The organism is Pedobacter albus (genome assembly GCF_036324255.1).
GTDB lineage: Bacteria > Bacteroidota > Bacteroidia > Sphingobacteriales > Sphingobacteriaceae > Pedobacter > Pedobacter albus.
In genome coordinates this window covers 2,177,098-2,199,952 of the sequence record NZ_JAZDQT010000001.1, presented here as the reverse complement: position 1 = coordinate 2,199,952, position 22,855 = coordinate 2,177,098, and the positions used below count along the sequence as shown (strand labels likewise).

Annotated in this window: 22 protein-coding genes; 15 read left to right on the top strand and 7 right to left on the bottom strand. The window is 42.4% G+C overall.

Translation table 11 applies throughout. The annotated features are described in order from the left end of the window. Positions 1 to 7 precede the first annotated feature (7 nt). Positions 8 to 2,053 carry a glucosidase family protein gene (locus VRU48_RS09130; protein WP_330107617.1) on the top strand — a complete coding sequence of 682 codons (2,046 nt, stop codon included), beginning with the start codon at positions 8 to 10 and terminating at the stop codon, positions 2,051 to 2,053. Then, the gene (locus tag VRU48_RS09125) at positions 2,053 to 2,934 is read left to right on the top strand and encodes a heparin lyase I family protein (RefSeq protein WP_330107616.1); all 882 of its coding nucleotides are present in this window, start codon (positions 2,053 to 2,055) and stop codon (positions 2,932 to 2,934) included. Before VRU48_RS09130 ends, VRU48_RS09125 begins: the two co-directional genes overlap by 1 nt. Positions 2,935 to 3,008: 74 nt before the next feature. Here VRU48_RS09125 and VRU48_RS09120 read toward each other — a convergent pair whose 3' ends face one another. The 3 genes from VRU48_RS09120 to VRU48_RS09110 form a co-directional block, all read right to left on the bottom strand. Next, a complete protein-coding gene (locus VRU48_RS09120) occupies positions 3,009 to 3,839 on the bottom strand; it encodes an SMP-30/gluconolactonase/LRE family protein (protein ID WP_330107615.1) in 831 nt (276 codons plus the stop codon). Positions 3,840 to 3,843: 4 nt separating this feature from the next. After that, positions 3,844 to 6,000: an alpha-galactosidase gene (locus tag VRU48_RS09115; RefSeq protein ID WP_330107614.1), complete on the bottom strand. Its 2,157-nt coding sequence runs from the start codon at positions 5,998 to 6,000 to the stop codon at positions 3,844 to 3,846. A gap of 154 nt (positions 6,001 to 6,154) precedes the next feature. Next, a complete protein-coding gene (locus VRU48_RS09110) occupies positions 6,155 to 7,033 on the bottom strand; it encodes an AraC family transcriptional regulator (RefSeq protein WP_330107613.1) in 879 nt (292 codons plus the stop codon). Between the two features lie 572 nt (positions 7,034 to 7,605). On the opposite strand from VRU48_RS09110, the gene VRU48_RS09105 reads away from it, so the two are divergent. Next, positions 7,606 to 9,267 (top strand): UxaA family hydrolase, encoded by a 1,662-nt coding sequence (locus VRU48_RS09105; protein ID WP_330107612.1) that lies wholly within the window; start codon positions 7,606 to 7,608, stop codon positions 9,265 to 9,267. 219 nt (positions 9,268 to 9,486) lie between these two features. Here VRU48_RS09105 and VRU48_RS09100 read toward each other — a convergent pair whose 3' ends face one another. Beyond that, positions 9,487 to 9,675, bottom strand: a complete 189-nt coding sequence (locus VRU48_RS09100; protein ID WP_330107611.1) for a hypothetical protein — start codon at positions 9,673 to 9,675, stop codon at positions 9,487 to 9,489. A 507-nt stretch (positions 9,676 to 10,182) separates the two neighbouring features. Between VRU48_RS09100 and VRU48_RS09095 the strand changes: the two genes are divergently transcribed. The 11 genes from VRU48_RS09095 to VRU48_RS09045 all read left to right on the top strand — a co-directional run bounded on the left by VRU48_RS09095 (position 10,183) and on the right by VRU48_RS09045 (position 18,811). After that, a complete protein-coding gene (locus VRU48_RS09095) occupies positions 10,183 to 10,989 on the top strand; it encodes a hypothetical protein (RefSeq protein WP_330107610.1) in 807 nt (268 codons plus the stop codon). Between the two features lie 364 nt (positions 10,990 to 11,353). Beyond that, positions 11,354 to 11,713, top strand: coding sequence for a magnetosome magnetite crystal formation protein family (locus tag VRU48_RS09090; protein ID WP_330107609.1), 360 nt, complete (start codon positions 11,354 to 11,356; stop codon positions 11,711 to 11,713). A 6-nt stretch (positions 11,714 to 11,719) separates the two neighbouring features. Continuing rightward, positions 11,720 to 12,526 carry a M48 family metallopeptidase gene (locus VRU48_RS09085; RefSeq protein WP_330107608.1) on the top strand — a complete coding sequence of 269 codons (807 nt, stop codon included), beginning with the start codon at positions 11,720 to 11,722 and terminating at the stop codon, positions 12,524 to 12,526. A 221-nt stretch (positions 12,527 to 12,747) separates the two neighbouring features. Continuing rightward, on the top strand, positions 12,748 to 13,287 hold the full coding sequence (locus VRU48_RS09080; protein ID WP_330107607.1) for a hypothetical protein: 540 nt from the start codon (positions 12,748 to 12,750) through the stop codon (positions 13,285 to 13,287). A gap of 10 nt (positions 13,288 to 13,297) precedes the next feature. Continuing rightward, positions 13,298 to 15,178 carry a hypothetical protein gene (locus tag VRU48_RS09075; protein ID WP_330107606.1) on the top strand — a complete coding sequence of 627 codons (1,881 nt, stop codon included), beginning with the start codon at positions 13,298 to 13,300 and terminating at the stop codon, positions 15,176 to 15,178. 272 nt (positions 15,179 to 15,450) lie between these two features. Continuing rightward, on the top strand, positions 15,451 to 16,725 hold the full coding sequence (locus tag VRU48_RS09070) for a hypothetical protein (protein WP_330107605.1): 1,275 nt from the start codon (positions 15,451 to 15,453) through the stop codon (positions 16,723 to 16,725). Positions 16,726 to 16,778: 53 nt separating this feature from the next. Next, positions 16,779 to 17,252 carry a hypothetical protein gene (locus tag VRU48_RS09065; RefSeq protein ID WP_330107604.1) on the top strand — a complete coding sequence of 158 codons (474 nt, stop codon included), beginning with the start codon at positions 16,779 to 16,781 and terminating at the stop codon, positions 17,250 to 17,252. Further along, positions 17,252 to 17,662: an SET domain-containing protein-lysine N-methyltransferase gene (locus VRU48_RS09060; RefSeq protein ID WP_330107603.1), complete on the top strand. Its 411-nt coding sequence runs from the start codon at positions 17,252 to 17,254 to the stop codon at positions 17,660 to 17,662. Before VRU48_RS09065 ends, VRU48_RS09060 begins: the two co-directional genes overlap by 1 nt. A 31-nt stretch (positions 17,663 to 17,693) precedes the next feature. Continuing rightward, positions 17,694 to 18,089 carry an SET domain-containing protein-lysine N-methyltransferase gene (locus VRU48_RS09055; RefSeq protein ID WP_330107602.1) on the top strand — a complete coding sequence of 132 codons (396 nt, stop codon included), beginning with the start codon at positions 17,694 to 17,696 and terminating at the stop codon, positions 18,087 to 18,089. A 143-nt stretch (positions 18,090 to 18,232) separates the two neighbouring features. Next, complete coding sequence (locus VRU48_RS09050; protein WP_330107601.1) at positions 18,233 to 18,544, top strand: hypothetical protein; 312 nt, start codon at positions 18,233 to 18,235, stop codon at positions 18,542 to 18,544. A 21-nt stretch (positions 18,545 to 18,565) separates the two neighbouring features. Beyond that, entirely contained in the window at positions 18,566 to 18,811 is a 246-nt protein-coding gene (locus tag VRU48_RS09045) for a hypothetical protein (RefSeq protein WP_330107600.1), read from the top strand. 15 nt (positions 18,812 to 18,826) lie between these two features. Here the strand turns inward: VRU48_RS09045 and VRU48_RS09040 are convergent, their stop codons facing one another. Both VRU48_RS09040 and VRU48_RS09035 read right to left on the bottom strand, forming a co-directional pair. After that, positions 18,827 to 20,707 (bottom strand): sensor histidine kinase, encoded by a 1,881-nt coding sequence (locus VRU48_RS09040; RefSeq protein WP_330107599.1) that lies wholly within the window; start codon positions 20,705 to 20,707, stop codon positions 18,827 to 18,829. An 86-nt stretch (positions 20,708 to 20,793) separates the two neighbouring features. Next, positions 20,794 to 21,426 carry a response regulator transcription factor gene (locus tag VRU48_RS09035; protein WP_330107598.1) on the bottom strand — a complete coding sequence of 211 codons (633 nt, stop codon included), beginning with the start codon at positions 21,424 to 21,426 and terminating at the stop codon, positions 20,794 to 20,796. Positions 21,427 to 21,761: 335 nt separating this feature from the next. Between VRU48_RS09035 and VRU48_RS09030 the strand changes: the two genes are divergently transcribed. Then, positions 21,762 to 22,202, top strand: a complete 441-nt coding sequence (locus VRU48_RS09030; protein WP_330107597.1) for a hypothetical protein — start codon at positions 21,762 to 21,764, stop codon at positions 22,200 to 22,202. Here VRU48_RS09030 and VRU48_RS09025 read toward each other — a convergent pair. Further along, positions 22,180 to 22,680, bottom strand: coding sequence for a hypothetical protein (locus tag VRU48_RS09025; RefSeq protein WP_330107596.1), 501 nt, complete (start codon positions 22,678 to 22,680; stop codon positions 22,180 to 22,182). The genes VRU48_RS09030 and VRU48_RS09025 overlap by 23 nt on opposite strands. Between the last annotated feature and the right edge of the window lie 175 nt (positions 22,681 to 22,855).

The window sequence follows — 22,855 nt, the reverse complement described above, 5'->3', positions numbered from 1 at the left end:
TTCGAAAATGAGATCATTAGTTATTCTTTCCCTTGCTCTGCTTTTAGGCTTTTCTGGTACTGCCCAAGTTAAATTAACGCCACAACAAGACCGGTGGACTATCCAGCCCGATGGCAGCATCAATTGGAAACTGGACAAAAGATTGCCTCATACCGATCATATCGAAATGAGCGGCGAAAAGGTATCTATGTGGGTTGAGTATGGCGTAGACAGTGCAGGCAGGTCAAACATCAGCAGAACCATTGTATTCCCAACCTTTAGGATGTTGCCCGATGCCACAAGGTCACATATCTCTTATAGTTTCACTGATAACGATTTGCCCCGTTTCTACATCAACAATAGGTTGCTGAAAACCAATTTGGCCAAAAGCGGCAAATCTGGCGATTTATCGTACACGATTACAGACATCAGCCAAAAAGGCGTAATGACGGTGAATGCCGAACCGGGAACACCGGTTTTGGCAAAGATCCAACGCAAGTTTTATCCATCGGTAAACCAGCCAATGGCTTTAGAGAAGTTTACCTTTACCAATGTAACCGATAAAGACGTAAGCTTCGCTATGGAATACCTGAGGAAGGAAATCCGTACAGATAGCCTCAGGAGCAAAAACAAGCAACATAGCATTATTACGGGTACCATTGGCGCTGGCAGCAAAGTGGTGGCGCCGGGCAAATCTGTCACTTTTACGGTTTACTATTTGGCTACAGATAACCCAACGGAGAAGCTAAATATCGATGCCGATGCAGAAGAAGCGGCAAGAATGAAACGCGTTACCGGTTTGATGGATAGGCTACAATTGGTAACTCCAGATAAGGTTTTAAATACCACCTTCGATTTCGCAAAAATAAGGGCAACCGAAAGCATTTATAAAACAAAAGGCGGCTACTTGCACGGACCGGGCGGATTGTCTTATTATGCCGCCATTTGGGCCAATGACCAAGCCGAATATGTAAATCCGTTTTTTGCCTTTTTGGGCGATGAAGTGGGCAACCAATCGGCGATGAATGCTTATCGTTGGTTTGCCAAATACATGAATGCCGATTACAAGCCTATTCCGAGTTCGATTGTTGCCGAGGGCGATGCGGTTTGGAAGGGCGCTGGCGACAGGGGAGATCAGGCCATGATTGCCTATGGGGCTTCTCGTTATGCCTTAACTTATGGCAACATCGATTCGGCCAAGGTGCTGTGGCCTTTAATCGAGTGGTGTTTGGAGTATAGTCACAGAAAGCTCAATGCCGAAGGCGTAGCCAATTCTGATAGTGATGAATTGGAAAACAGGTTTCCGGCCGGAAAAGCTAATTTATCAACCAACAGCCTATATTATGATGCACTTCGCTCTGCCGCCTTGTTGGGCAAATTGTTGGGCAAACCGAAAAGTCAAACGGATACTTATACCAAGCAAGCCGATGAGTTAAGGGCAAACATGGAAAAGTATTTCGGTGCCAATGTAGAAGGTTTTGATACCTACAAATATTACGAAACCAATACTACCTTGAGGGCCTGGATTTGCCTGCCTTTAACCGTTGGCATTTACGATCGCAAAAAAGGAACCATCGATGCTTTGTTCTCGCCAAGATTGTGGACAGCAGATGGTTTGGCAACCGAAGCGGGTAAAATCACTTTTTGGGATCGTTCTACGCTTTATGCCTTGCGTGGCGTTTTTGCTGCTGGCGAAACAGAAAAAGCAATGGATTTCTTGAAGTATTATTCGCAAAGACGCTTGCTGGGCGAACATGTGCCTTATGCGGTTGAAGCTTATCCAGAAGGCAATCAAAGACACCTTGCTGCCGAAAGTGGTTTGTATTGCCGCATTTATACCGAAGGTCTTTTTGGCATGCGTCCAACCGGATTTAACACTTTCGATTGTACGCCGCGTTTGCCAAAAGACTGGAACCAGATGGCCCTGAATAAAATCAATGCATTTGGAAGCCAGTTTGATTTATTGGTAGAAAGAGCCACTGGTAATAAACTAAAGATCAGCATTGCCCAAGCCGGCAAACAGACCAAAACCTATGTAATTAATGAAGGTGCAACCTGTAAAATCACATTGTAATGAAGGATAAATTATTGTTATCGTTTCTGGTTTTAACTACGTTTTCAATCCTCTATTGTAAAAAAGCCAGCCAGCCTGTAGAAAATAAAGAAATAGAACCGCCAGCCGTTGCACCAAAACTGGGTGTAATGTTGCAGGCGGATGGCCCGGGCAATACCTATGAACTGATCAACAGCAAGTTTGGAGGCACAGCCGAAGAAACCCCCGATTGTGGACACACGGCTTTTGGTCGTCATATTGCCGAAGTTTATGATGATGTTTTGAAGAAAAACGTATTCGAATTTTATATCCACGTTACACCAGACGACGACCGTTGCAATGGATCAACAGACAGGCAAAGAAACGAAATCAAAACCTATGGCCCATCGCCAGATAACCTCAAGGGAACCATAGACGAAACCGTAACCTACAGATGGAAGTTTAAGTTGGATGCAGGTTTTAAGCCCTCGCCAAGTTTTACGCATATTCACCAAATCAAGGCCGGAGATGGCGATGATGGTTCGCCGCTCATTACCATTAGCCCAAGATATGGTACGCCCGATAAGCTCGAAATTATTCACACGGCGGGTACATCGGCCACTTCTTTAGGCAAAGTTAAAACAGTAGACTTGGCTCCGTTTAAGGGCAACTGGGTTGAGGTAACCGAAAAGATCAAATACGGAACCAATGGCACTTTCGACATCACCATTAAAAAGGTAAGCGATGGTGCAGTGCTGTTAACCTATTCCAATAGCAACATCGATTTATGGCGTACAGGAACCACCTTTTGCAGGCCAAAGTGGGGAATTTACCGAAGCCTAAATAATACTTCTTATTTAAGGGACGAAGCGGTTAGGTTCGCCGATTTCTGTATTGCAGAAGGAGACGCCGTTTGCCAATAGGGAAGGTGAGCGTATTAAAGCCTTGAAATACGCTCATTCCCTCCGCAATATCGCTTATCAACTATTAATCAAACTTATTTCAATTGGTAAGCAGTGATGATTTTATTGTAAAAAGAAGGCACATAAAGTATTTTCTTGGCCTGATCGTAAGCTAAATCAGCGGTGTTTACCCTGGGCTCGTGACTGTCTAACAAAGTTTCTACCTTACCATCCTTGCTTACATAAAAGATATAGCCTCCCCAGCTGGTGGCCAAAAAATCGCCATTGCCAATGGGTTCCAGGCCATCGCCACCTTGAGGCAGTTGCGCAATATCGGTTTCCTTTTTATGGGCATCGACCTTAAAAAACCTTTTTCCGCCTAAAATATATAATTCATCACCAATGGCTTTTAAGCCGTTTACCCCAGCTACGTTTTCCATATAGGTACTCAGTTGCTGGTTAACAACCTGATGGATTTTCTTGGTCCTCGAATCAGAAAAATAAATTACGCCTTTATCACTTGCCGTTACATCGTTGAGCATGCCAGCGCCTTCTACAGGATATTTTTTAATGATTTTTCCTTTTTTAATGTCAATCACCACCAATTCGGTTAAATCGGCAACATACAATTCGTTTCCTATTCTGGCCAGCCCTTTTGGCGAGTGTAACCCTGTAATCCAATTCAAATCAATAGGTTTTCCGTCCATGGATAACTTGCCAACTCCACCGTTTTGGTCGAATGCCGAAGCATTGCCAGGTCCGATTTCGGACACATACAAGAGCTTTTCTTTATAATCGATCAGTACCGATTCTGGAACGGCTATTACACTGTCGGTTTGCCAAAGCTTAACCAGCTGGTGTTTGTTTTGGGCTTGACTATTGCCTCCAATTGCAAGGCAAAGGGCTAAAAAAATAATTCGTTTCATTGATCTATTTGCTTGTAATTTCTAAAATAATACTACTGTAGGGCCTTAATTTAGCAGGAGCTACATTCAGGCCAATATTCATTAAATAATTGCCGGTATACAGCTTGCCGTCTTCGGGACTCTCTGCTGCATTTCCAGGTATTAAATTTATTTCTTTAATGCTATACTCTTTATCAGGATCTAAGCCTTGGAGTTTTACGGGACCGAATAGCTGTTTTTTTCTCAATGCCAAATTGTAACTAAATAAAACAGCCTTATTTTTTGTCGAATCAGTATACATTAATACAGCTCTATCCTCATCATAAGGCGATATTAGTCGATACAAATCTCCAAACCAAATTATTTTGCTTAGCCGGTTATAATTGGCTACGGCGGTACTGCTAAATGTAATTTCTTCAGGCGTCATTTTATCTACACTGATATCATAGCCCAGTTTGTCCATCATGGCTACATCGGTTCTGAATTTGAGCGTTTGCTTGCCCATAGATGTAACGTGGCTTGAGATTGTGTTTGAGGGAAAGAAGTGCGAATAGCCCCATTGAATAAATACTCTTTCTGCAGCATCTGTATTATCGCTTGGCCAAAAAGAATCGAAATATTGAAGTGCCCCATAATCTGTTCGGCCGCCACCGCCTGCACAGAGCATAATAGGCAAATGTGGATATTTTGCTCTGATTCGCTGCATCACTTTGTAGAAGCTCAAGGTATAGTCAATAAACATCCGCGACTGGTCCTTGCCTAGGTAAGGCGAATAGGCATTGGTCATGAAACGGTTGTTGTCCCATTTAATATAGGCCAAATCTGGGTTCTTGGTCATCATCTGATCTACTAAGTTGAATATAAAATCTTGAACATTGGGGTTGATCAAGTCTAATATCAACTGATTACGTTGATAATTTTCTGCCCGGTTTGGTAACTTTAAAACCCAATCAGGATGCTTTTCGTACAATTCGCTTTTAGGGCTGATCATTTCTGGTTCTAGCCATATCCCAAACTTAATTCCTTTTTTGGTAGCCTCCTTTACCAGGTAGCCTATCCCATCAGGAAGTTTTTTAACATCTTCCTGCCAGTCGCCCAAGCCGGTTTTATCATCGTTTCTTGCATATTTATTGCCAAACCAGCCATCATCTAATAAAAATAAATCTAACCCTAGCTTTTTAGAGCCATCAAACAGTTCTACCAACTTCTCCTGATCAAATTTTACATGTGTAGCTTCCCAATTATTTAATAAAATCATTCTGGATTTAGTACCATCCAAAACGCCATAATTACGTGCCCAATTATGGAGGCTTCTGCTAGCTTTTCCCTTGCCGATATCACTATAGGTAAAGATGAATTCTGGTGTTGGAAATTGTTCATCTTTCTTTAAGGTTAAACTAGAGGCATAAGGGTTAATTCCAGTTATTAGTCTGAGCTTATTACTTCTGTCGAGCTCAAATAAAAACTGAAAATTTCCTGTCCAGGCTATTGTTCCGGCGATTACCTCGCCACTGGTTTCTGTAGCCGTTTGATTGGGCGATAAAAGAAAAACGGGAGTTTGGTACATATTCGTTCTGCTGCCTAACTTACTGTCAATAATTTTAATGCCACTGGTCAGCTTGCTTTCCTGCATGTCCATTTCGCGTGCATAATCACCATGAAATTGGGTAAGGTAATAGTTATCGGCATCAAAATGCAACATCGAAGATGCATAATTAGTTAGTGCAATGCTTCCTTTTTCTTTATTGATAATGGTTGAGGAACTACTTAGCACATCCTCTTTAAAGAAGGCTTTAAAATGGAGTATCACCTCGGTTTGATAAACCGGATCTTTTAGATAAATGTCGGTTTGGGTAATGTCGTTATCAAGTTTCTTGGTTATGGTTTTATTGAAACGTAAATCTAAAGAAGGATTTCCATCTGCATGAACAACACGGATAGCAGGTTCAAATACATCTTCCATACCGGCTCCAATATAGGCTTCCGGGCCTTTTTTTAATTTGGTATAGCTGTCCTTTGCTTGTGTTTTTCCAAAATAAGACTGAAATAATTTTCCGCCCGCTTCGGCAGTAAACACGAGGTTGGTATTTTGGGTTTCGATGATAATAGTATTACGGTTCTGTGCCCATAAAGCTGAAGAACAGAGTAAGAAAAACGTAAAGAGAATAATTTTAAGATTCATAGGATGGGTAGTTGCTAGGGATATTTAGATTATGTTTATCAACAAGCTATTTGGTACAACTGATAACATTGAGCCAATGGCAGGCGTAAGTTTGAGGCAAAGAATAAAAAAGCAACCTTTAAGGGTTGCTTTTAAAAGAAATCATGAGCTGGCTTTAGCTACTATGATTTGAAATGTATTCTTTCTGGTAGCTTATTGGACTTTTGCCTGTAGTTATTTTAAAGTATTTGTGAAAGCTAGCTAGGTTGTTAAATCCACTTTCATAGCAGAGCTGTTTAATGTTAAGCTTGTTTTCGATCAACAGCTTGCAGGCATGTCCTACTTTTATTTCGGTAAGGAATCTTGAATAGGTTTTACGTGTTTTTGATTTAAAGTACCTGCAGAAAGAATTAGGACTGATTACCGCTACATTGGCAATTTCTTCCAAATGAATTTTTCTTCTAAAATGCTCCAACGTATAATTGTAAATCGCATTGATCCTCATGTTTTCAGATTCGTCATAAGACTGTTTAAAGCCAATTGACGAAAGCTTTGCTGTTTGGTTGCAATTAGCAATCAAAGAAAGTGCTTCCATTAATAAAGTAATCCTTTGAGGGCCTTCGGCAATGAGCATTTGTTCCAGGAGATCGGCAACTTTTGTTTTTATTTTCCCGTTTACTTGTAGGCCTCTTCTGCTATTTTCTAGCAGAATTTTGATTGCTTTGTTCTCGGGAAGGTTAAGAAATTGATCGCCCCAAAAATTTTCACTGAAATGGGCAACTCTAACGTCTGCCGATAGTTTCGATTCGTCTTTAAAATAGGCGTCGTCAAATCTCCAATAATGTGCTAAATGAGCACCTACCAATACAATGTCTCCCGATCTAAAGGTCTTGATGCTGTCTCCAATAAATTGTGTTCCATATCCTTTTTTTAGATGGATGAGCTCTACTTCCGGATGGTAATGCCACTTGTTGTTCATGTGTGGAACTAGGTCTCTCCGCACACTGAAAGATTGCGAAGGACCCGTTGAAACTTTTAATAATTGCGGTTTCATATTAGGGATGGTTTATAGGTTGGTCAAATAAATAGACGCTGCAGCTAAATGTGAAAAATCAGAACAATACGCTTTGTCGGCATAAAATATAAATCGCAAAAATTATATTTTCTTTGTAGGCTTTAGCAAAAAAATCGCCTTTAGCATAGCCTGTCATAAGATTTTGGTCATCAAGTGACCTGGCTTGTGGTTCAGCTGTACAGTTCATCTCAGTTTTAGTTGGTCGGTTAATGGTGGTTTTTGATTTATGATCAGTAAACCATTTCAATAAGCCATTCTGTTGCTGTTTAGAAATAGCTATCGATAATGAAAAATAAAAAAGGAAAACGGAAGAAAGATTTCATAATGGCGTTTATTTCGATAATATCCACTGAAATGACATTTCAAACGTTTGAAATAATTGTACAATAGTTTAATGTTTGCGCCAATATTGCTGATAAATTGGATAATCTAAGCAAATTTTAAATCCCCAATGATTCGTTCTTTAGTATTGACCAAATCATAGGAACCCTTACCAGGTTCAGAGCCTGAGAAGAAATGTGCTCTTAATGAAAAACATTTTTACATAAATTATGAACGATACGCAAGTAAGTTATCTGCAGATTCACCCGAAAGATAATATGTTGGTTGCCTTAAAAGATTTAGATAAAAGCTTTTCAGTAGATTTTAACGGAAAAACATTCAATCTTAAAGACAATATCCAAGGAAAACATAAGTTTAGTGCCACCGATCTTCAGGTAGGAGATCCTCTTTATATGTACGGGGTATTGGTAGGCAAAACAAAAACCTTTGTTCCGGCAGGAGGGGCATTAACCGTTGCCAATGTAGTTCATGCCACCGCTTCCTTTGGTATGGGCCAACGCAAATTAGAATGGCAAAAGCCTGATACCACAAATTTTGATAATTTAACTTTTAATGGCTTTGCCCGTAGCGATGGCAGTGTTGGAACGGCAAATTATTGGCTGGTTATTCCGATGGTTTTCTGCGAAAACAGAAATGTAGCCGTATTGAAAGAAGCGCTTGTAGAAAAATTGGGCTACAAAAGGGCAAAAGGCTGGGCTACTGAAGTAGATCAGTTAATCAGTCTATATCAAAGCGGGCAGGCTGTTCATGATATTTTAGCCGTTGAATTTGAAGATTGCCAAGGCGGAAAACAGAGAGATAGGGTCTTTCCCAATGTGGATGGCATTAAGTTCCTGACACATGATTTGGGTTGCGGAGGAATTCGAATGGATTCGGATGCTTTATGTGGCTTGCTGGCAGGTTATATTACTCACCCCAATGTGGCAGGTGCAACCGTCTTATCCTTGGGATGCCAACATGCGCAGACGAGCATCCTAATGAATGAAATCTATAAACGCGATTCTAAATTTGATAAGCCGTTAGTTGTTTTAGAACAGCAGATTTCTGGTACAGAAAATCAAATGTTAAAAGATGCGTTGAAGCAAACATTTGCAGGTTTGTTAAATGCAAATCAGCAAAAAAGAACACCTGCGCCATTACATAAGCTTTGCATAGGTTTAGAATGTGGAGGTTCGGATGGTTTTTCTGGGATTTCTGCGAATCCTGCTATTGGCTATGTGTCAGATCTATTGGTAGCTTTGGGAGGCTCGGTAATCTTATCAGAATTTCCTGAACTTTGTGGTGTTGAGCAGGAATTAAGCGACAGGTGTGTAAACGAATCAGTAGCCCAGCGATTTATGAATCTGATGACAACTTATAATGCTAGGGCAGAACAAGATGGTTCAGGTTTTTATGCAAATCCATCCCCCGGAAATATCAGCGATGGTTTAATTACCGATGCTATCAAATCGGCAGGCGCAGCGAAAAAAGGAGGGAATTCTCCAGTTGTAGCTATATTGGATTATCCAGAAAAGGTTACGGAAGCAGGGCTAAACCTCTTATGTACGCCTGGTAGTGATGTAGAAAGTACCACTGCCGAAGTAGCTGCTGGGGCGAACATTGTTTTATTTACCACAGGTTTGGGTACGCCCACAGGCAATCCGATAGCACCTGTAATTAAGATTTCAACCAATTCGGCATTGGCCAGAAAAATGCCAGATATAATAGATATTGACTGTGGGACAATTATTGAAGGCACAGAAAGTATTGAGGCGTCTGGCGAAAGAATCCTGCATTACATTATCAATGTGGCCAGCGGGATAGAAATCCCTAAAGCCGTTTCGTTAGAGCAAGACGACTTTATTCCTTGGAAAAGAGGGGTGAGTTTGTAATCATCTATCGGCTCAAGTAAACAAAATTGATGATGTGTTCGATTTCCCGCTAAGGTCTCGGGTACATTTATTGCCGTCGTGTCGTTCCGTTGCTGACGAGATGCAACTGACGGACGGCATAGTTGTCTTTTGGACCGTTGGATTGGCTATAGTTGCACGGCAGGTCCATGCTTTCGCCAATTGAATTGGCAAACTATTGTGGCTACAACCGGCGATGGACTAATTATGCCCTAGATAGGCATTTCCTTCAGGGGTCATCGCCGCCGCCCATTGTACCGATTTGCGGTCGATCGTGATCAGGCCCATACTTTCAAGTTCTTCATACTCTTCTTCCATTCCGCCCAGTATTGATGAGCTTACCTGTTGGTTGATTACTTCGAGCAACGCTATAATTTCTGATCTTTCCATATCAATTAGAAATAAGATATATGTTCATTAACATAAATATAAGCAAAATGTTTGTGGCGCAGTATATATTGGAATTCGGACAAGAATAATATTCAGGATAAATCTGCCTCACCTTTTCTCCCTTGCTTGCCTATTGATGTATGCCAAGCTCGAAAAGGGGTCTTTGTCTTGTTTTTTATCAAAGGGTTTAGTACGGTTCTTACTTCAATCCCTAGCTTAAGCCCATTTTTCTACAGTAAAGGCTGGTCGCATTACGACCTGTATGACAAGCCAGAACCCGTAAAGATTGCGTTGGATAAGCTGATTCCTTTTTACCAGGAAAACCTATAGGCCGGACAGCTAATATAAGGGGCCGAAACTGAACTAGGTTTCGGCCCTTTGCTGTAAGGTAACAATAACCTTAAAAGCTACATAGAGAAACATTTGGCAAGAGAAAAATAATGCATCGCAAAAAGCTAACAACTTATTTATATCTTAAGATAAATTTTCATTTGAGATCTTATGCCCATGATGTACAAGAGATTGTTTGTATGCTTGCTATTGCTGGTTGTAAACAGCACCGTATTTGCGCAAATCGAGTTGAAAAAGATTTACGATGCGAAAGATGATGTAGAATTTGAACGGTACCTGAAAAAGATAGGCTCCGGTATCTACGGTAATCCCCAAAGTGAATTTGGAGCCGATTTAAATGCAATCATGGCTAAATTCATGGATTTTCATGTGAAATCGGAATATGCAAAACGCAAGGTACAGATCAAGGACAGATACTTTATTATCCAGTCCGATTTGTTGTGTGCAAAGGTTGATGATATAAATGTTGATAGCATTCAAAAAGTAGAAATGTGGATGAAGCAGGATTATGAACTGCTTACCCTGGTTCCTGGAGGATTTGGATTCTATAATTTTAAGAATATCTATACACAAGAAAATGTTGCGAATCCCGTCGACGCATTAGCAACCTACCCCAACAATTTGAAGGCTTTGAAATTGCCTAAGGTATATATCAGCCAGCTCAATCAATTCCTGCGTGGCGATAGTTATTTGTCTAGACGGCGAGATACATCTTATGGAAACAGGGTTGCTTTTTTGCAAACCAAACTTGTAGCCACTAATCCAGGAAGAAGGCCGTTGCTTGTAAATAAGGAATACATCGTGGATTACGACTTTAATATCAACAGAGCGGTTTTTAATTTGAAAATGGAAAAGGCGATTCTGCAATGCGCTTATCCAAATGGATCAGCCGAATTCTATTTTGAAAAACAGAACGGAGAATGGAATCTGGTGAAGAAATGGGATCTGTTGATTGTTGACTAACTATCTGGAATGTAAGGCTAGTATCTTCAAAAATTATCACAAAGCCATTGTCGGCAGAAAAAACCGTACCGCAATATAGAATCTCCAGAAGTTTTTCTTGGCTATCTTAATCATGTTTATGATGCCATAAGATACAGTGACTACAAGCCAAGAGATAAAGCAATCAATTGATTGTTTTAGGGCCATATTGCTATGACCCTTTTTATTTATCTAGAGTACAACTTCGAGCGCTCCATATTCTCCATCCCTTTTTTGCCCCTCCCCAACGGCCTCCAAAAATCATCTTTTTTAACGATTGATGCGCCTCTTGTTCTAGGCTACTTTTACCTCGTAAATTTCATTTTCACCATTAAATATTTAAGCAATGAATACGGAGCAAACACAGGAAATGGACGAGAAAACCGTGGCCATCATCAGTTACATCACAATTATCGGATGGATTATAGCCTACGTTCAGTTGGGCAAAAATAAAAGTCAGTTGGCCTTGTTTCACATCAGGCAATCGTTGTTTTTGATGCTTTGTGCATTTGGGATTTGTATAGTCCAGATGCTGTTTGCCTTTACCCCATACCTGGGTCGCATGATCTCCCTGTCCCTTAGCCTTGTGCTGTTGGGTTTCTTGGTGCTTTGGGTTCTTGCACTCATCAGTGCGGTTAACGGCGAGCAAAAGCCATTGCCCCTATTCGGCAACAAAGCCCAGGATTTACTCAAAGGCATCAAATAACCTGTCATGAAAAAGGCCCTATCCTTGATTTTGGCATTGTTTGCAACAGGGTTTTTGGCTTGCAAAACCATACCCATTACCGGTAGGAAACAAATCAATTTGGTGCCTGATGCCATGATAACCGCCATGGCATTAACGCAATACGATTCGGTGGTAAAAAGCAGTGCAACTCTTTCTCCATACGATGAAAGAGCCCAACTGGTAACGCGGGTAGGTACAAAAATCCAGCAGGCGGTAGAAAAGTATATGCAGGAAAACAACCTGGGCAAAGACCTCAAAAATTTTAAATGGGATTACCATACCATCGATGCGACTACCGTAAATGCCCGGTGCATGCCTGGGGGCAAAGTGGTGGTGTATACCGGACTGTTGCCTTACACGCAAAATGAAAATGCACTGGCGGTGGTTATGGGTCACGAAATTGCCCATGCTATTGCGCGCCACGGCAATGAACGCATGAGCCAAGGCCTGTTGATTAACCTCGGTGGCATGGTGCTACAGGAAGCAATGAAGGAAAAGAAACAGGAAACACAGGCATTGTTTCTCGGCCTCTATCTGGTAGGTTCTAACCTCGCGCTGGCACTGCCCAACAGTCGCATGCAAGAGAGCGAAGCCGATAAACTGGGATTGATGTTTGCGGCTATGGCGGGTTATGACCCCGACGAAGCCATTCCTTTTTGGCAGCGCATGAGTGCGGCAAATAAAAACAAGGTGCCCGAATTTCTGTCTACACATCCTTCTGATGAAACAAGGATCAAAAAACTAGTCGCATTAATTCCCGAAATCAAGAGCAAATACTACCATCAGCCCTAAAATCAATCCCATGAACAAATCGTTTTTAGTGATCATTTTCCTGTTTGCCACAGTAAATGCCTTTGCGCAAAAAAATACATTTGGCATGGCCAGCTTGTCGCACCGGCAGGGTGTGAATTGGTAAGGCACGATAATGTGCTGACGAAGGGCTGATGATCAACCATAATTTGTTCCGGAGATTGAATAACACATTTGTTCCGCATTATTAATTCTCAAAAATCATGAAGAAAATTATTTTTTTACTAAGCCTGGCACTCTCCATTGTTGTTGCAGAGGCACAGGAAGCACCACCACAGGTGCCACCTAAAAAAAATGTAATCGATGCAAAATTGCCACAGCTGCCAACAAAGCTGCCTTTGGGTACGGTTAAGGAATTGCCAACGCTAGCCGATCGCGAAACCGCCAAATTTACCCTGTACACCTGGAAGCTCACCCGCATGTGGGTAACTGGAAATATAGGCCATTCGGTTAGCGACGTAGCTTTTAAGTTTCTTGTTGGCGGCCAGGTGAGTTGCAGCTTATGGACACCCGAAGCCATGACATCCCTGCAAGCTGGCAGCTATAGGATTAATGGAAACAACCTGAGCATTGTTTTAAAAAAAGACGCCAATGTAACCATGACCTGTAGCCTCATTTACAACAGCAGCAACAAAACACTTACGGGCACTTATGTACTTCAGGTATTGCCTATTGCCAATCAGCCGACGGCTTATATGCCTGGAACGGTAAATGGAGAAATAAGATTGGAAATCAAACCCTAAAAACATCGTCATGAAAATATATCTTACCTTATGTGTGTTGTTGCTTGCCTTTGTGGCAAAAGCTCAAAAAAGCGATCAGGAACTCAACCGCGATTCTATCATAGGCTGGCAATATGTTTCCAATCCGCCCAACCCCAAAGCGGTTTACAAACCCATTAAAAGTCAGTATGGCGGTGGTGCTACCTATTCTATATGGCAACAGCAGGCATCGGATTTACTCATCAGCTGGATCCAGCAATCTTATTTGCCACGTGGCGTAGTTATGCGGACCATTGCAAAAAATGACGACCGCTGGTATGTGGATGGCAATGGCCCCTTGCATAGTTATGGCGTAAATTTTTTGGGATATGACACACATTTTGCCCATGGAAAAATAGACCTGAGGTGTTGCGAGCAGGGGCAGCGTCTGGTTGCCGGGTTTAACGATTTCCCCGGTACATATATCAAAGGTTTTAATCCCGGTGGTTTATATTTCTTTGCAGAGCAGGCGCAGTTTACAAGTGGCGACGATGATGCCCAATTGTCTAAAGAAAACATCGACAAAAGAATCCAGCCCAATTTGTATGGCTACCGTACTTATCTTGATCATTACCACAACAACGGCAACCAAGTTTTCAGGATGGGCGTGGTGGTTGCTAAAAACGGCGAATGGCCTTTTAAACCTGTGCTGGTAAAAGATGCGGTGGCCTATATTCAGCAGCAATTGGCCGCTTATCCCTCTATTTTGCAAAAAAATCCCTACTCGGCTGAGCCCATCAAAAAAGCTTTGGAGAGATTGAAACCTTATTACAATGAAGTGGTAAAATTGCGGGGCAATGCGAACTTTAGCGACCAAATACACGACGATAATGGCCATGCCGTACTTGATGCTGCTACCATCATCAACGGCAGTCCTATCAGTAAAAGCTTTCCTGAATATTTTATACTGGTCACTACTACGCAGCAAACCGTCGACCAGACCAAAACGGATAACCCACTTTGGACCTATTTCAATTTAACGCCAACAACTGTTACGGTAGAAGAAAATTTGGCCAAATTTGATACAAAGTTCGGCACGGGCCTATCGCATATGGCGTATAGCTTATTGAACAATCTCAATTTTGATGAGGTGGCCAAATGGCTTTCACAGCCCGAGGCAAGGAAAAATATGGTTTATAAGCCCCTAAAAGCCCCCGCAAAATCTTCGGGCAATGTGCCTTCGGCGCCAGTAACGATTTCGGCAACGGCAACGACCAAAAACAAAGATCCTTATACCATTTTGTACGAAGATTTTGAAGGCTATCCCATTGGCCAAATAGCCGCCAAAAAATGGCATACGGCAGGAAATGGTTTTGCCAACGCTTCTTTAACCAATGCTGGTGGGCAAAACGGCAAATGGATTGTTATTCCTGAAAAGTTCACTTTTTATCCGGATTTGGATATCCCGCTCACCTCCAGCTATACCGTAAATTATGACGTGTATTTTGGCTCAGGTATTTCGAATAAAAGAGTATCGCATTATTTCAGGCTGGATGCCTACGATCCGAAAGCCAAATATCCGCAGCCGATGAACATGAGCAGCGCGATTGACAAAGGAATGGACTTCGGCATGGCCATGTCTGGCGAAACCATCACGGAATGTAAATTCAGGAATGGCCAATACAAGGAAATGTATCAGGAGGTAAAGCTTCCGGCATTTAAAGAAAAAGATGTGGCACATGTAAGCGTATCGGTAAATGGCACTTCCGTTTCCATTTCGGTAAACGGTAAGGAAATCATCAAAAACGACAACGCCATGCCTGTTGGGCAAGCGTACAAACGTATTGGCTGGTATTGTAGCAATGCCAATATATTGTTGGGGAATATTTATATCAAAAGCAATAGTCCTGTTCAGGGCAGTGCGCCAAAATAACCATGGTTTGCAGGAGGCCATAGTTGCGCTTACAATGGCATCTTCTTCGGCAGGGAGCATCCCATCGGAAAGAATATAGTCGGTCATCATAGCTGGTTTTTGTGCTGTTGCGCTCCGCCATAGCTCGGTGCATCCGGCCCATTGTTTTCTGAGCCGGGGTTCGCCAACGCGTTGCGATTGGGAAAATAAAAAACCATCTTTTTTAATGATTGCCAAGCTTGCTCGGGCAACCTAATTTTATCGGGAAGAAAACAATTTTAATCCGGTAGTTTATGAAGTACTTATTCTTTGTAGCAGTAGTATTCTTGGCTTCAATCCAGCGGGTAAATGCTCAGAATTGCCAATCGTCAAAAGACCTGGAGGCCCTGCCGGGAAAACACATCGACGCAGCCCACTGCGAATGGCCCCAACAAAAGGCGCATTGGTTCGATGAATTGGGTACAACGGCCAATAAAACAACGGCGAATGCCATACTCACCAAAATTGAAACACTCGAAAAACAAAGCCGTGCCAATTATAACCTGGCAGGTTGTGTACTCAAAACCACTTTTTCGGGCAATGCCCCAGCCACCTTGGCGGGCAACTATCCATTGGCAAGCTATGATCTCAATATGGGCTACCACGAATATATCTGTGTCAAAAATAAACTGCTGGTCAACAGCGAGTACGAAAATGTTTTTCGCGCCTACGTGAACCGTTATACAGGGATAGAAAATGCCTTTTCTTTTGGGGATGAAGCTTATTATTATGAAACGCCCAAAAAATACAACGGAAAGTTTATCGCGCTACACGATTTCATCAAAATGGATGCTTCCAAAAATATCAATAATGGCAAAGGCTTTTATCAAGATGTACCCGAAAGCACGGTGAAACAAGGCAATCGCAGCGTGTATATGACCCGCCATTGGTATTATACAAAACCTGGCGCTTTGTTGTTTATTCCGGTTACGCGCAAAGAATATCTCGAAGCCTTACTGGTGTATTACCAAAGGGAAGGGTTGCTGATTGCCGATAAGATCAAGGAGATTGACGCCGAATCTGCAGGGATGATGAAAGATCCCCAGAAATACCCTCAGTTGTATGAAAACGGCAAAAGAAACCTTGTGGTCAAAAAGGCCAAATACCCCGATTGGCAACAAAAAATAGAGGCTAAAAAAGCGCTTGTACAACAGGCCCTGAAAGAAAATACAGCAACCTGGTTGGCGCAGCCAGCAGTGGTAAAGCCCAAGCCAGAAACTTTTACTTGGAAAAACAGCTATGGCGCTGGGCCTAACGATAATGTATCCGTCGATACCTACAATGCCGATACCAAAGAAGATGCCCAAAAAACCGGTTCGTTCACTTTTAGTGGTTTTTGGGACAATAAAAATGGCATGACGCTCTATAAATATAACCCCGATTATTTTAAGGGTTCAGAAAAAAATCCGGCAAAACCTTACTTCATCGAATTGACCTACAGGTACGTCAAAACTCCTATTGGACAAAGTCTGGTCGAGAATTTTACCAAAAACTTCGACTTCGATGCCGTGCGGAATTTATTGGAATAGGCCTGCAAAATAGAGGCTTGTTGTTTAGCATATACAGTATTAATTAAAATATCATGAAAAAAATCTTTTCCATCTTAGGCTCCTTGCTGTTTGTAACGGCAGTGAAAGCACAAACCACTGTGGTAAAAAAAGAAACGGTAAATCCGGGCAGCAACCAAACTGCTGTTCCTGCAACTTCGTCAAAAGACCCGAAAGCCGAACGAAGCGATCCCAAAGCAGAAGAAGCCGCAAAGGCAGCTGCAGCAAGGGCAGCCAAAGATGCCAAACTAGCCCAGCATGACGATCTAAAGGCAATCCCTGCAAAAGACCCGAAGGCCGAACGCATCGACCCCAAAGCAGAGGAGGCCGCAAAGGCAGCTGCAGCAAGGGCAGCCAAAGATGCCAAACTAGCCCAGCATGATGATCCGAAGGCAAGCCCTGCAAAAGATCCCAAAGCAGCGGCTACCGACCCCAAACGGGAAGCGGAAGCTAAAGCGGCCAAAGAAAGGGAGGCTAAAAATGCCAATACCCAACATAAAGGAAACTGATGTTCTTCACGAGTAGGATTGAGCAGCCACAGCATATTGAAGTCAAGGAAAGTCCGCTTCATGGTCGTGGTGTATTTGCCAAAAGCAAAATAAGGAAAGGGAGCCTGATAGAACAGGCCCCCGTTGTTTTCTTGTCTGCCGATGAAAAAGAAACCCTGCGGCTTACCAAGCTCTTTCATTACTATTTTTTGTTTGACAAGTCTGATAGGCCAGCCGCGTTTGGTTTTGGTTATGCTTCTTTTTACAATCATTCGGCCATGGCTAATGCCTTTTACACCTTTTCGCGACGGAGGAACACGCTTAATATCTACGCCTATCAAACCATTGAGCAGGGTTGCGAAATTACCATCAACTATAATGGCAAGCCAGGCGATCAGCGGGAGGTCTATTTTCCCAATGCCAATGAATAAGAAGTCATTATAAAACAACTTATAGATACCGATGGAAAAACAGTTGTACTTAAAAACCATAAAGGGCAAGGGCAGGGGTGTTTTTTGTACTACAAACCTTGCCGAAGGAGAAATCATAGAAGTTTGTCCGGTTATGATTATCCCTGCCGAAGAATTTGCTGCGCTGAGCGCCACCGCCATCATGGATTACAGCTTTTATTTCAATAAGGAAGAAAATACGTTGTCGCTCACCATGGGCTTTGGCTCCATGTACAACCATAGGCAATACCCCAATGCGGTGTATCTGCTTAACAGGGAAGCAAGGCAGATGGTATTTACCGCCCACGAGAACATCAAGGCACATACCGAAATATGTATTAACTATGGTGGCGAATATGGTATAGATTACAGTAAGTGGTTTATAGACAGGAACATCGTGCCACTTTGATCAAAAAATCATCTTTTTTAACGATTGACCCGCATGCCTATCCGGACTACTTTTACTTAACAAAAATTAAGACCAAAGATTTTCGGATCGTTAGCGGAACGAATAAATCAAGAGGTTTCATCACTTATCAAAAAATTAAACAGATGAAAAAAGTAATTTTTATCTTTTTCCTCACCCTAGGTGTAGGAGGGGTAGCACAAGCACAATTTTTGAGCAAACTCAAAGCCAAAGCAAAAACTGCTTTAGGCAATTCAGTTGACCGATCGACCGACAAGGTAGTTGATAAGGCGATAAATAAAACGGCCGACAAAACTACTGACAAGGCATTAGACAAAGCCGACGAAAAATTGAACAATCTCTTCAAAAAGAAAAACAAGAAGGTCGCCGATTCTATTCCGCCAGTAGTTCCCGATACGAACAAAACCGCAACCAAAACTGGCAATAAGGAACAATAAGCCTATCAAAAACAGGAAATCATGAAAAAGATCTTCACCCTTTTAAGCGCCCTGTTAATTGTAACTGGCGTTAAGGCGCAAAAAGCAAATGTGCAAAAAGAAACAGTAAAGCCAAAGGCCGATACGCTGGTTAAAAGCATTGACAAGCAATCGAATAATGCACCGGCTAAAAAGGATGCCAAAATTGCGCCTGCCATTAAATATGCGCCTGTATCGAAGGTTGCCCCGGCTGCCGCCAAAACGGCCAAGATTGCTCCGGTGCACTAATTATGCAGCAATAGCTTAAGCCAATACGATTGGAATCGATATCGTGATTTCGGTTCCTTTCGTACCGGAATTGATTTTGAGTTCTCCATTTAGGTATTTGGCGCGCCTACGGATAGATTCCAGGCCCATGTTCGACTTGCCGGATTTTTTTTCTGCCAAGCCAATGCCGTCGTCGTTCACGGTAAGTATCAAGTGCTCGGCTTCTTCGTAGATCAGGATTTCTACGCTTTTGGCTTTGGCATGCTTGATGATATTGGTCACGGCCTCTTGAATAATGCGCAACAAACTAATCCGGGTATCCGTGCTAATGCCGGTTAACGAGCTATCGTCAATGTGGATGGTTTTTTGATAGCGGTTATCGGGCAGGGAGCCATCGGTTAGCATTTTGATCTGCTTTTCGAAAGAGAGTTCCCGTTGGGTATCAGCGCTGAACCATTCATGGCTCTTGTTCCTTACGGTTTCATAGGTTTGGGCCATCGTGACATGAAGCGCCATAAATTTATTCCTCAGAGGAATATCTTCAATATCCATCGACAGTACTTCGAGCTGGTTCCTAAAAGCGGCAATGGAAGAAGAAAGGCCATCATGCAGGTCTTGTCCCAGCCGTTGCTGCTCTTCCCTTACAGCTTGGTATTTCACTTCTTCCATAGCAATAACCTGCATGTTGGCCGCATGGTTAAGGGCTTCTACCTGGGCCCTAGCTTTTCTGCTTCTGTAAACCATAATCAGGTAAATGGTCAGGATCAGCACCGATGCGCCGATAGAAATAAGCACTAGCCAAAAAGTGCGTTGCTGTTTAATTTGCTCGGCCTTTTGTAAGGCAATGTGGCTATGCTCGGCCTGGGTATAGGCGTAAAGCAGGTCGCTTGATTCTGTCATGAGGCTCGCCTGTAAATCTCTTTCATGCTTCAGTGCATCGGTAAGGTAAGCATAGGCGCCTTTGTCATCGCCTTTTAGGTGCTGCAGTTTGGCTTTGTATTCGTCGAGGTCTGCACTTTGGCTTTGGCCAAAATTAGGTGAGGATTCGTATTTCGCAATATAAGCGCTAAGGCTGTCTGGGTTTTTGAGGTTAAGGTAGTTTTCTATCCGCAGCCGCGCCACGTTAATGTCGATAAAGTTTGTGGCCTGGTCTTTATAGGTAACTTTCAGGTTTTGCATGCGGTTGAGCAAGTCTTTTGCATCATTGTAGCGGTGTTCAAAATTGGCTACCGAATGTTCGATGTCGATGAGCAACAAATCGTTGTAAAGCATCTGGCTTCTTTTGATCGGGTATTTGTGCTGAATGGCAGTGCCGATTTGTAGGGCCAACTGTGCGGTTTGGCGTACGGCTGCCGTATCGTTCATCTTGATGTAGCCCATCAGGGTAGGCGACAAAATATACATGGCGTTTAATCCAACCGCTTCGTCTACAACGCGTCGCTGCAACAACAAAGGCAGGGTTTCCAGGTAATTTTTCTCGTTTTTGTATAGCTCGATCACCTTGTTGTAAAGCCTTTGCTCCTGGTATATTTTACATTTTTGCAACTGTTCAACCAAAGGATGTTCTTCGCCGTTCTTTTTGTATTCTGCCGTGATTTTTTCTGCGTAATACATGGAAGCACCTTTCTTTTTAAAGATGCGCGCATTGTTGAAAAAGAGGAAATAATAACTGATGCGCGCCCGGCGGTATTCGTCCTTGCTCCAGGCGAGTTCTTCGTATAGCTCGAGCAGGCTGACCAGCTCCTTGGTTTCAAAATGCTTGCCTTCGGATAATAATTGATGGGTTAGCGAATCGGCCTTGAGAAAATATTGGCCAGCCAACAAGTGCCCCGAATGGTAGGCTTGGTTTAGCTTGGCGAATTCTTTGGTGGCATCGGTTTTAACTTGGCCAAGGGCTGTTTGATTGCCCAAGAGCAAACAAAACAGGGTTAGACAATAAAAGAAGCTTGTAAAAAGGCGGGGGCAGGGATTCATTGAATAGGGGAGATTTAATAATGGCGGCATCAGATGAGTTCTTGTTCGCGCGCATAAGACAACAGCTCTGTAATGGAATTGACATTTGCCTTTGCCATCATCTTCCGCCGGTGGGCTACAATCGTGTGTTTGCTCAGGTGTGTTTTTTCTGCGGTTTGGGCAATTGACAATCCATGTGCAAAATACTGCAGCACTTCGAGCTCGCGCCCCGTAAACAGTATTTTTTTGGATAGGTTTACATTTGAAATGATGTCGCTCAAAACAGGAGAGATGTATTGACCGCCCTCATCAATTACGGTTAAACATTCCAGTATGGCATTAAAACCCGATGATTTGCTGACTAAACCTTGCGGATTGTAGCTCAAGATATTTGTAATGGCAACCGGACTGGCTACAGAACTCACCACGATGATGGTAATTTGCTTGTTTAGTCGCCGGGCTTCGTTAATGAGCGGAAGGCCGTTTTTGTTTTTGAGGTAGTAGTCTAAAAAGAGGTAAATGGGCGATTGCGAATGCCGGATGAGGAAATTGATCAATTCGCGTTCCTCGCTAATGGTATGTACGGCACGAAAAAGCTCAAGCCGTTCAATAAGTGCCGAAAAGGAATCCGCAAACAAGAGATGGTCGTCGAAGACTATTGCGATAGCGCCACTTTTTTTCATAAACGGGATGAATATAGCAAAAGTACAGGGTTAGATTGGTGACTAGTCGTTGTATAACAGCAATAATAGCTAATTCATGCTATATGGAAATTATTCAATAGCAAATTTTAGCTATCAGGTGGTTAATTATGAACCGTTTTTGCGCTATAAATCATCGCTTCTTGCTTTAACGTGGCCAATAAAATAGCCTGGTAAACCTTGTTTTGATGCCTTTTAAGAAAGGTTTTGGCATCTCGTATCAACTCATGTTGTTATTTTTTACCCATAGGCAACAATTTATTGCTATATGATTAAATGCCATCGCATGATTTTGTTATAATACTCAAAGGGTTGGCTTGCTTAAGGCTGGCGATGTTAATTTTAGCCGATTAGCAACAAGCATGGCAAAGGCAGTGCTGGATGGTTGCATCGAAAAGAACCAAAACAACAAGAAATTGGCCATGTTAGGCAAAATGCAACGAATTAAAATAAGGGATGTATCTTTGTGTTTGTCTGCATGGCCATTTAAACAAACTTTAGAGTTAATTGGAGAAACGAGTATGAGATTTACGCTAAAAAGTGCAGCGCCAAACCGTGTTGACCTCACTTCACAGATACATCAATTAAATGCTTTTGTAACAGCCACCGATCAGTTGCTTGCCCGCGTCGATATTATTGCCGCCATCGACTATTATGGCATAACCGAATTGTTGGATGCGATTGGCGAAGAAAGCCTAAAGGCTCATTTGGAGTGCCTGAAACAGGAAATAAATCCTACTTCACCGGATCTATCCTAAGTTGTTCGTATTTCCAAACATAGGCGCCGGTAAGGGGATCTTGCTCAGGCCGAACCTCCGTTACTCTTTTCATGGTAAACGATAGCTGAACAATTTCGTCATAATTGTGGGGTTTCCCATCGTTATCATATAGTTTGAGGTCTTTCGGCGTAAAATCTGCAGGCAGAAAAAACTCGTTCTTGCCTTTTCCATGGTACAAATCAAAGAAATCGATCAGTTTGCCCTCTTGATCGTCAACCGTCATGCTGGTTGGGCTTCCCATCTTTAGCGTAAGGTTTGAATTGGCTACCGTTACCCTGCCCATCACGGCTACACGTTTCCCATCGCTTGTTTTTTGCTTTTTGAGTTCTTGAAACTGGCTGTTGCTCACAACTTCCCCTTTTTCGCCAGAGCCTGAAAAAGATTGACATCCAGTTTGCCCTAAAAACAAGATGGCCATCGCCGTTAAGGCTAATCCGTATTGCAGTAGTTTTTTCATTTTTTAGTTATTTATAGGTAGATGGTCTAATCAAATTAACGCTTGTTAAGCTTGCTATTAAAATTGAGCATTCCTTCTCAAAATAAATGGATAGAATTGATATCCGCATTGATCCAATCAATATTCGTCCACCATTCCGAATTTGGATGTGCCCTAAACCGATATTTAATGCCAA

Bases quoted from the DNA above. Each gene is read 5' to 3' on its own strand.
- VRU48_RS09045 (WP_330107600.1), top strand. From the start codon at position 18,566: ATGAAAAAGATCTTCACCCTTTTAAGCGCCCTGTTAATTGTAACTGGC.
- VRU48_RS09115 (WP_330107614.1), bottom strand. From the start codon at position 6,000: ATGAATCTTAAAATTATTCTCTTTACGTTTTTCTTACTCTGTTCTTCA.
- VRU48_RS09025 (WP_330107596.1), bottom strand. From the start codon at position 22,680: ATGAAAAAACTACTGCAATACGGATTAGCCTTAACGGCGATGGCCATC.
- VRU48_RS09120 (WP_330107615.1), bottom strand. From the start codon at position 3,839: ATGAAACGAATTATTTTTTTAGCCCTTTGCCTTGCAATTGGAGGCAAT.
- VRU48_RS09105 (WP_330107612.1), top strand. From the start codon at position 7,606: ATGAACGATACGCAAGTAAGTTATCTGCAGATTCACCCGAAAGATAAT.
- VRU48_RS09110 (WP_330107613.1), bottom strand. From the start codon at position 7,033: ATGAAACCGCAATTATTAAAAGTTTCAACGGGTCCTTCGCAATCTTTC.
- VRU48_RS09100 (WP_330107611.1), bottom strand. From the start codon at position 9,675: ATGGAAAGATCAGAAATTATAGCGTTGCTCGAAGTAATCAACCAACAG.
- VRU48_RS09090 (WP_330107609.1), top strand. From the start codon at position 11,354: ATGAATACGGAGCAAACACAGGAAATGGACGAGAAAACCGTGGCCATC.
- VRU48_RS09060 (WP_330107603.1), top strand. From the start codon at position 17,252: ATGTTCTTCACGAGTAGGATTGAGCAGCCACAGCATATTGAAGTCAAG.
- VRU48_RS09125 (WP_330107616.1), top strand. From the start codon at position 2,053: ATGAAGGATAAATTATTGTTATCGTTTCTGGTTTTAACTACGTTTTCA.
- VRU48_RS09035 (WP_330107598.1), bottom strand. From the start codon at position 21,426: ATGAAAAAAAGTGGCGCTATCGCAATAGTCTTCGACGACCATCTCTTG.
- VRU48_RS09080 (WP_330107607.1), top strand. From the start codon at position 12,748: ATGAAGAAAATTATTTTTTTACTAAGCCTGGCACTCTCCATTGTTGTT.
- VRU48_RS09050 (WP_330107601.1), top strand. From the start codon at position 18,233: ATGAAAAAAGTAATTTTTATCTTTTTCCTCACCCTAGGTGTAGGAGGG.
- VRU48_RS09065 (WP_330107604.1), top strand. From the start codon at position 16,779: ATGAAAAAAATCTTTTCCATCTTAGGCTCCTTGCTGTTTGTAACGGCA.
- VRU48_RS09085 (WP_330107608.1), top strand. From the start codon at position 11,720: ATGAAAAAGGCCCTATCCTTGATTTTGGCATTGTTTGCAACAGGGTTT.
- VRU48_RS09075 (WP_330107606.1), top strand. From the start codon at position 13,298: ATGAAAATATATCTTACCTTATGTGTGTTGTTGCTTGCCTTTGTGGCA.
- VRU48_RS09095 (WP_330107610.1), top strand. From the start codon at position 10,183: ATGATGTACAAGAGATTGTTTGTATGCTTGCTATTGCTGGTTGTAAAC.
- VRU48_RS09130 (WP_330107617.1), top strand. From the start codon at position 8: ATGAGATCATTAGTTATTCTTTCCCTTGCTCTGCTTTTAGGCTTTTCT.
- VRU48_RS09070 (WP_330107605.1), top strand. From the start codon at position 15,451: ATGAAGTACTTATTCTTTGTAGCAGTAGTATTCTTGGCTTCAATCCAG.
- VRU48_RS09055 (WP_330107602.1), top strand. From the start codon at position 17,694: ATGGAAAAACAGTTGTACTTAAAAACCATAAAGGGCAAGGGCAGGGGT.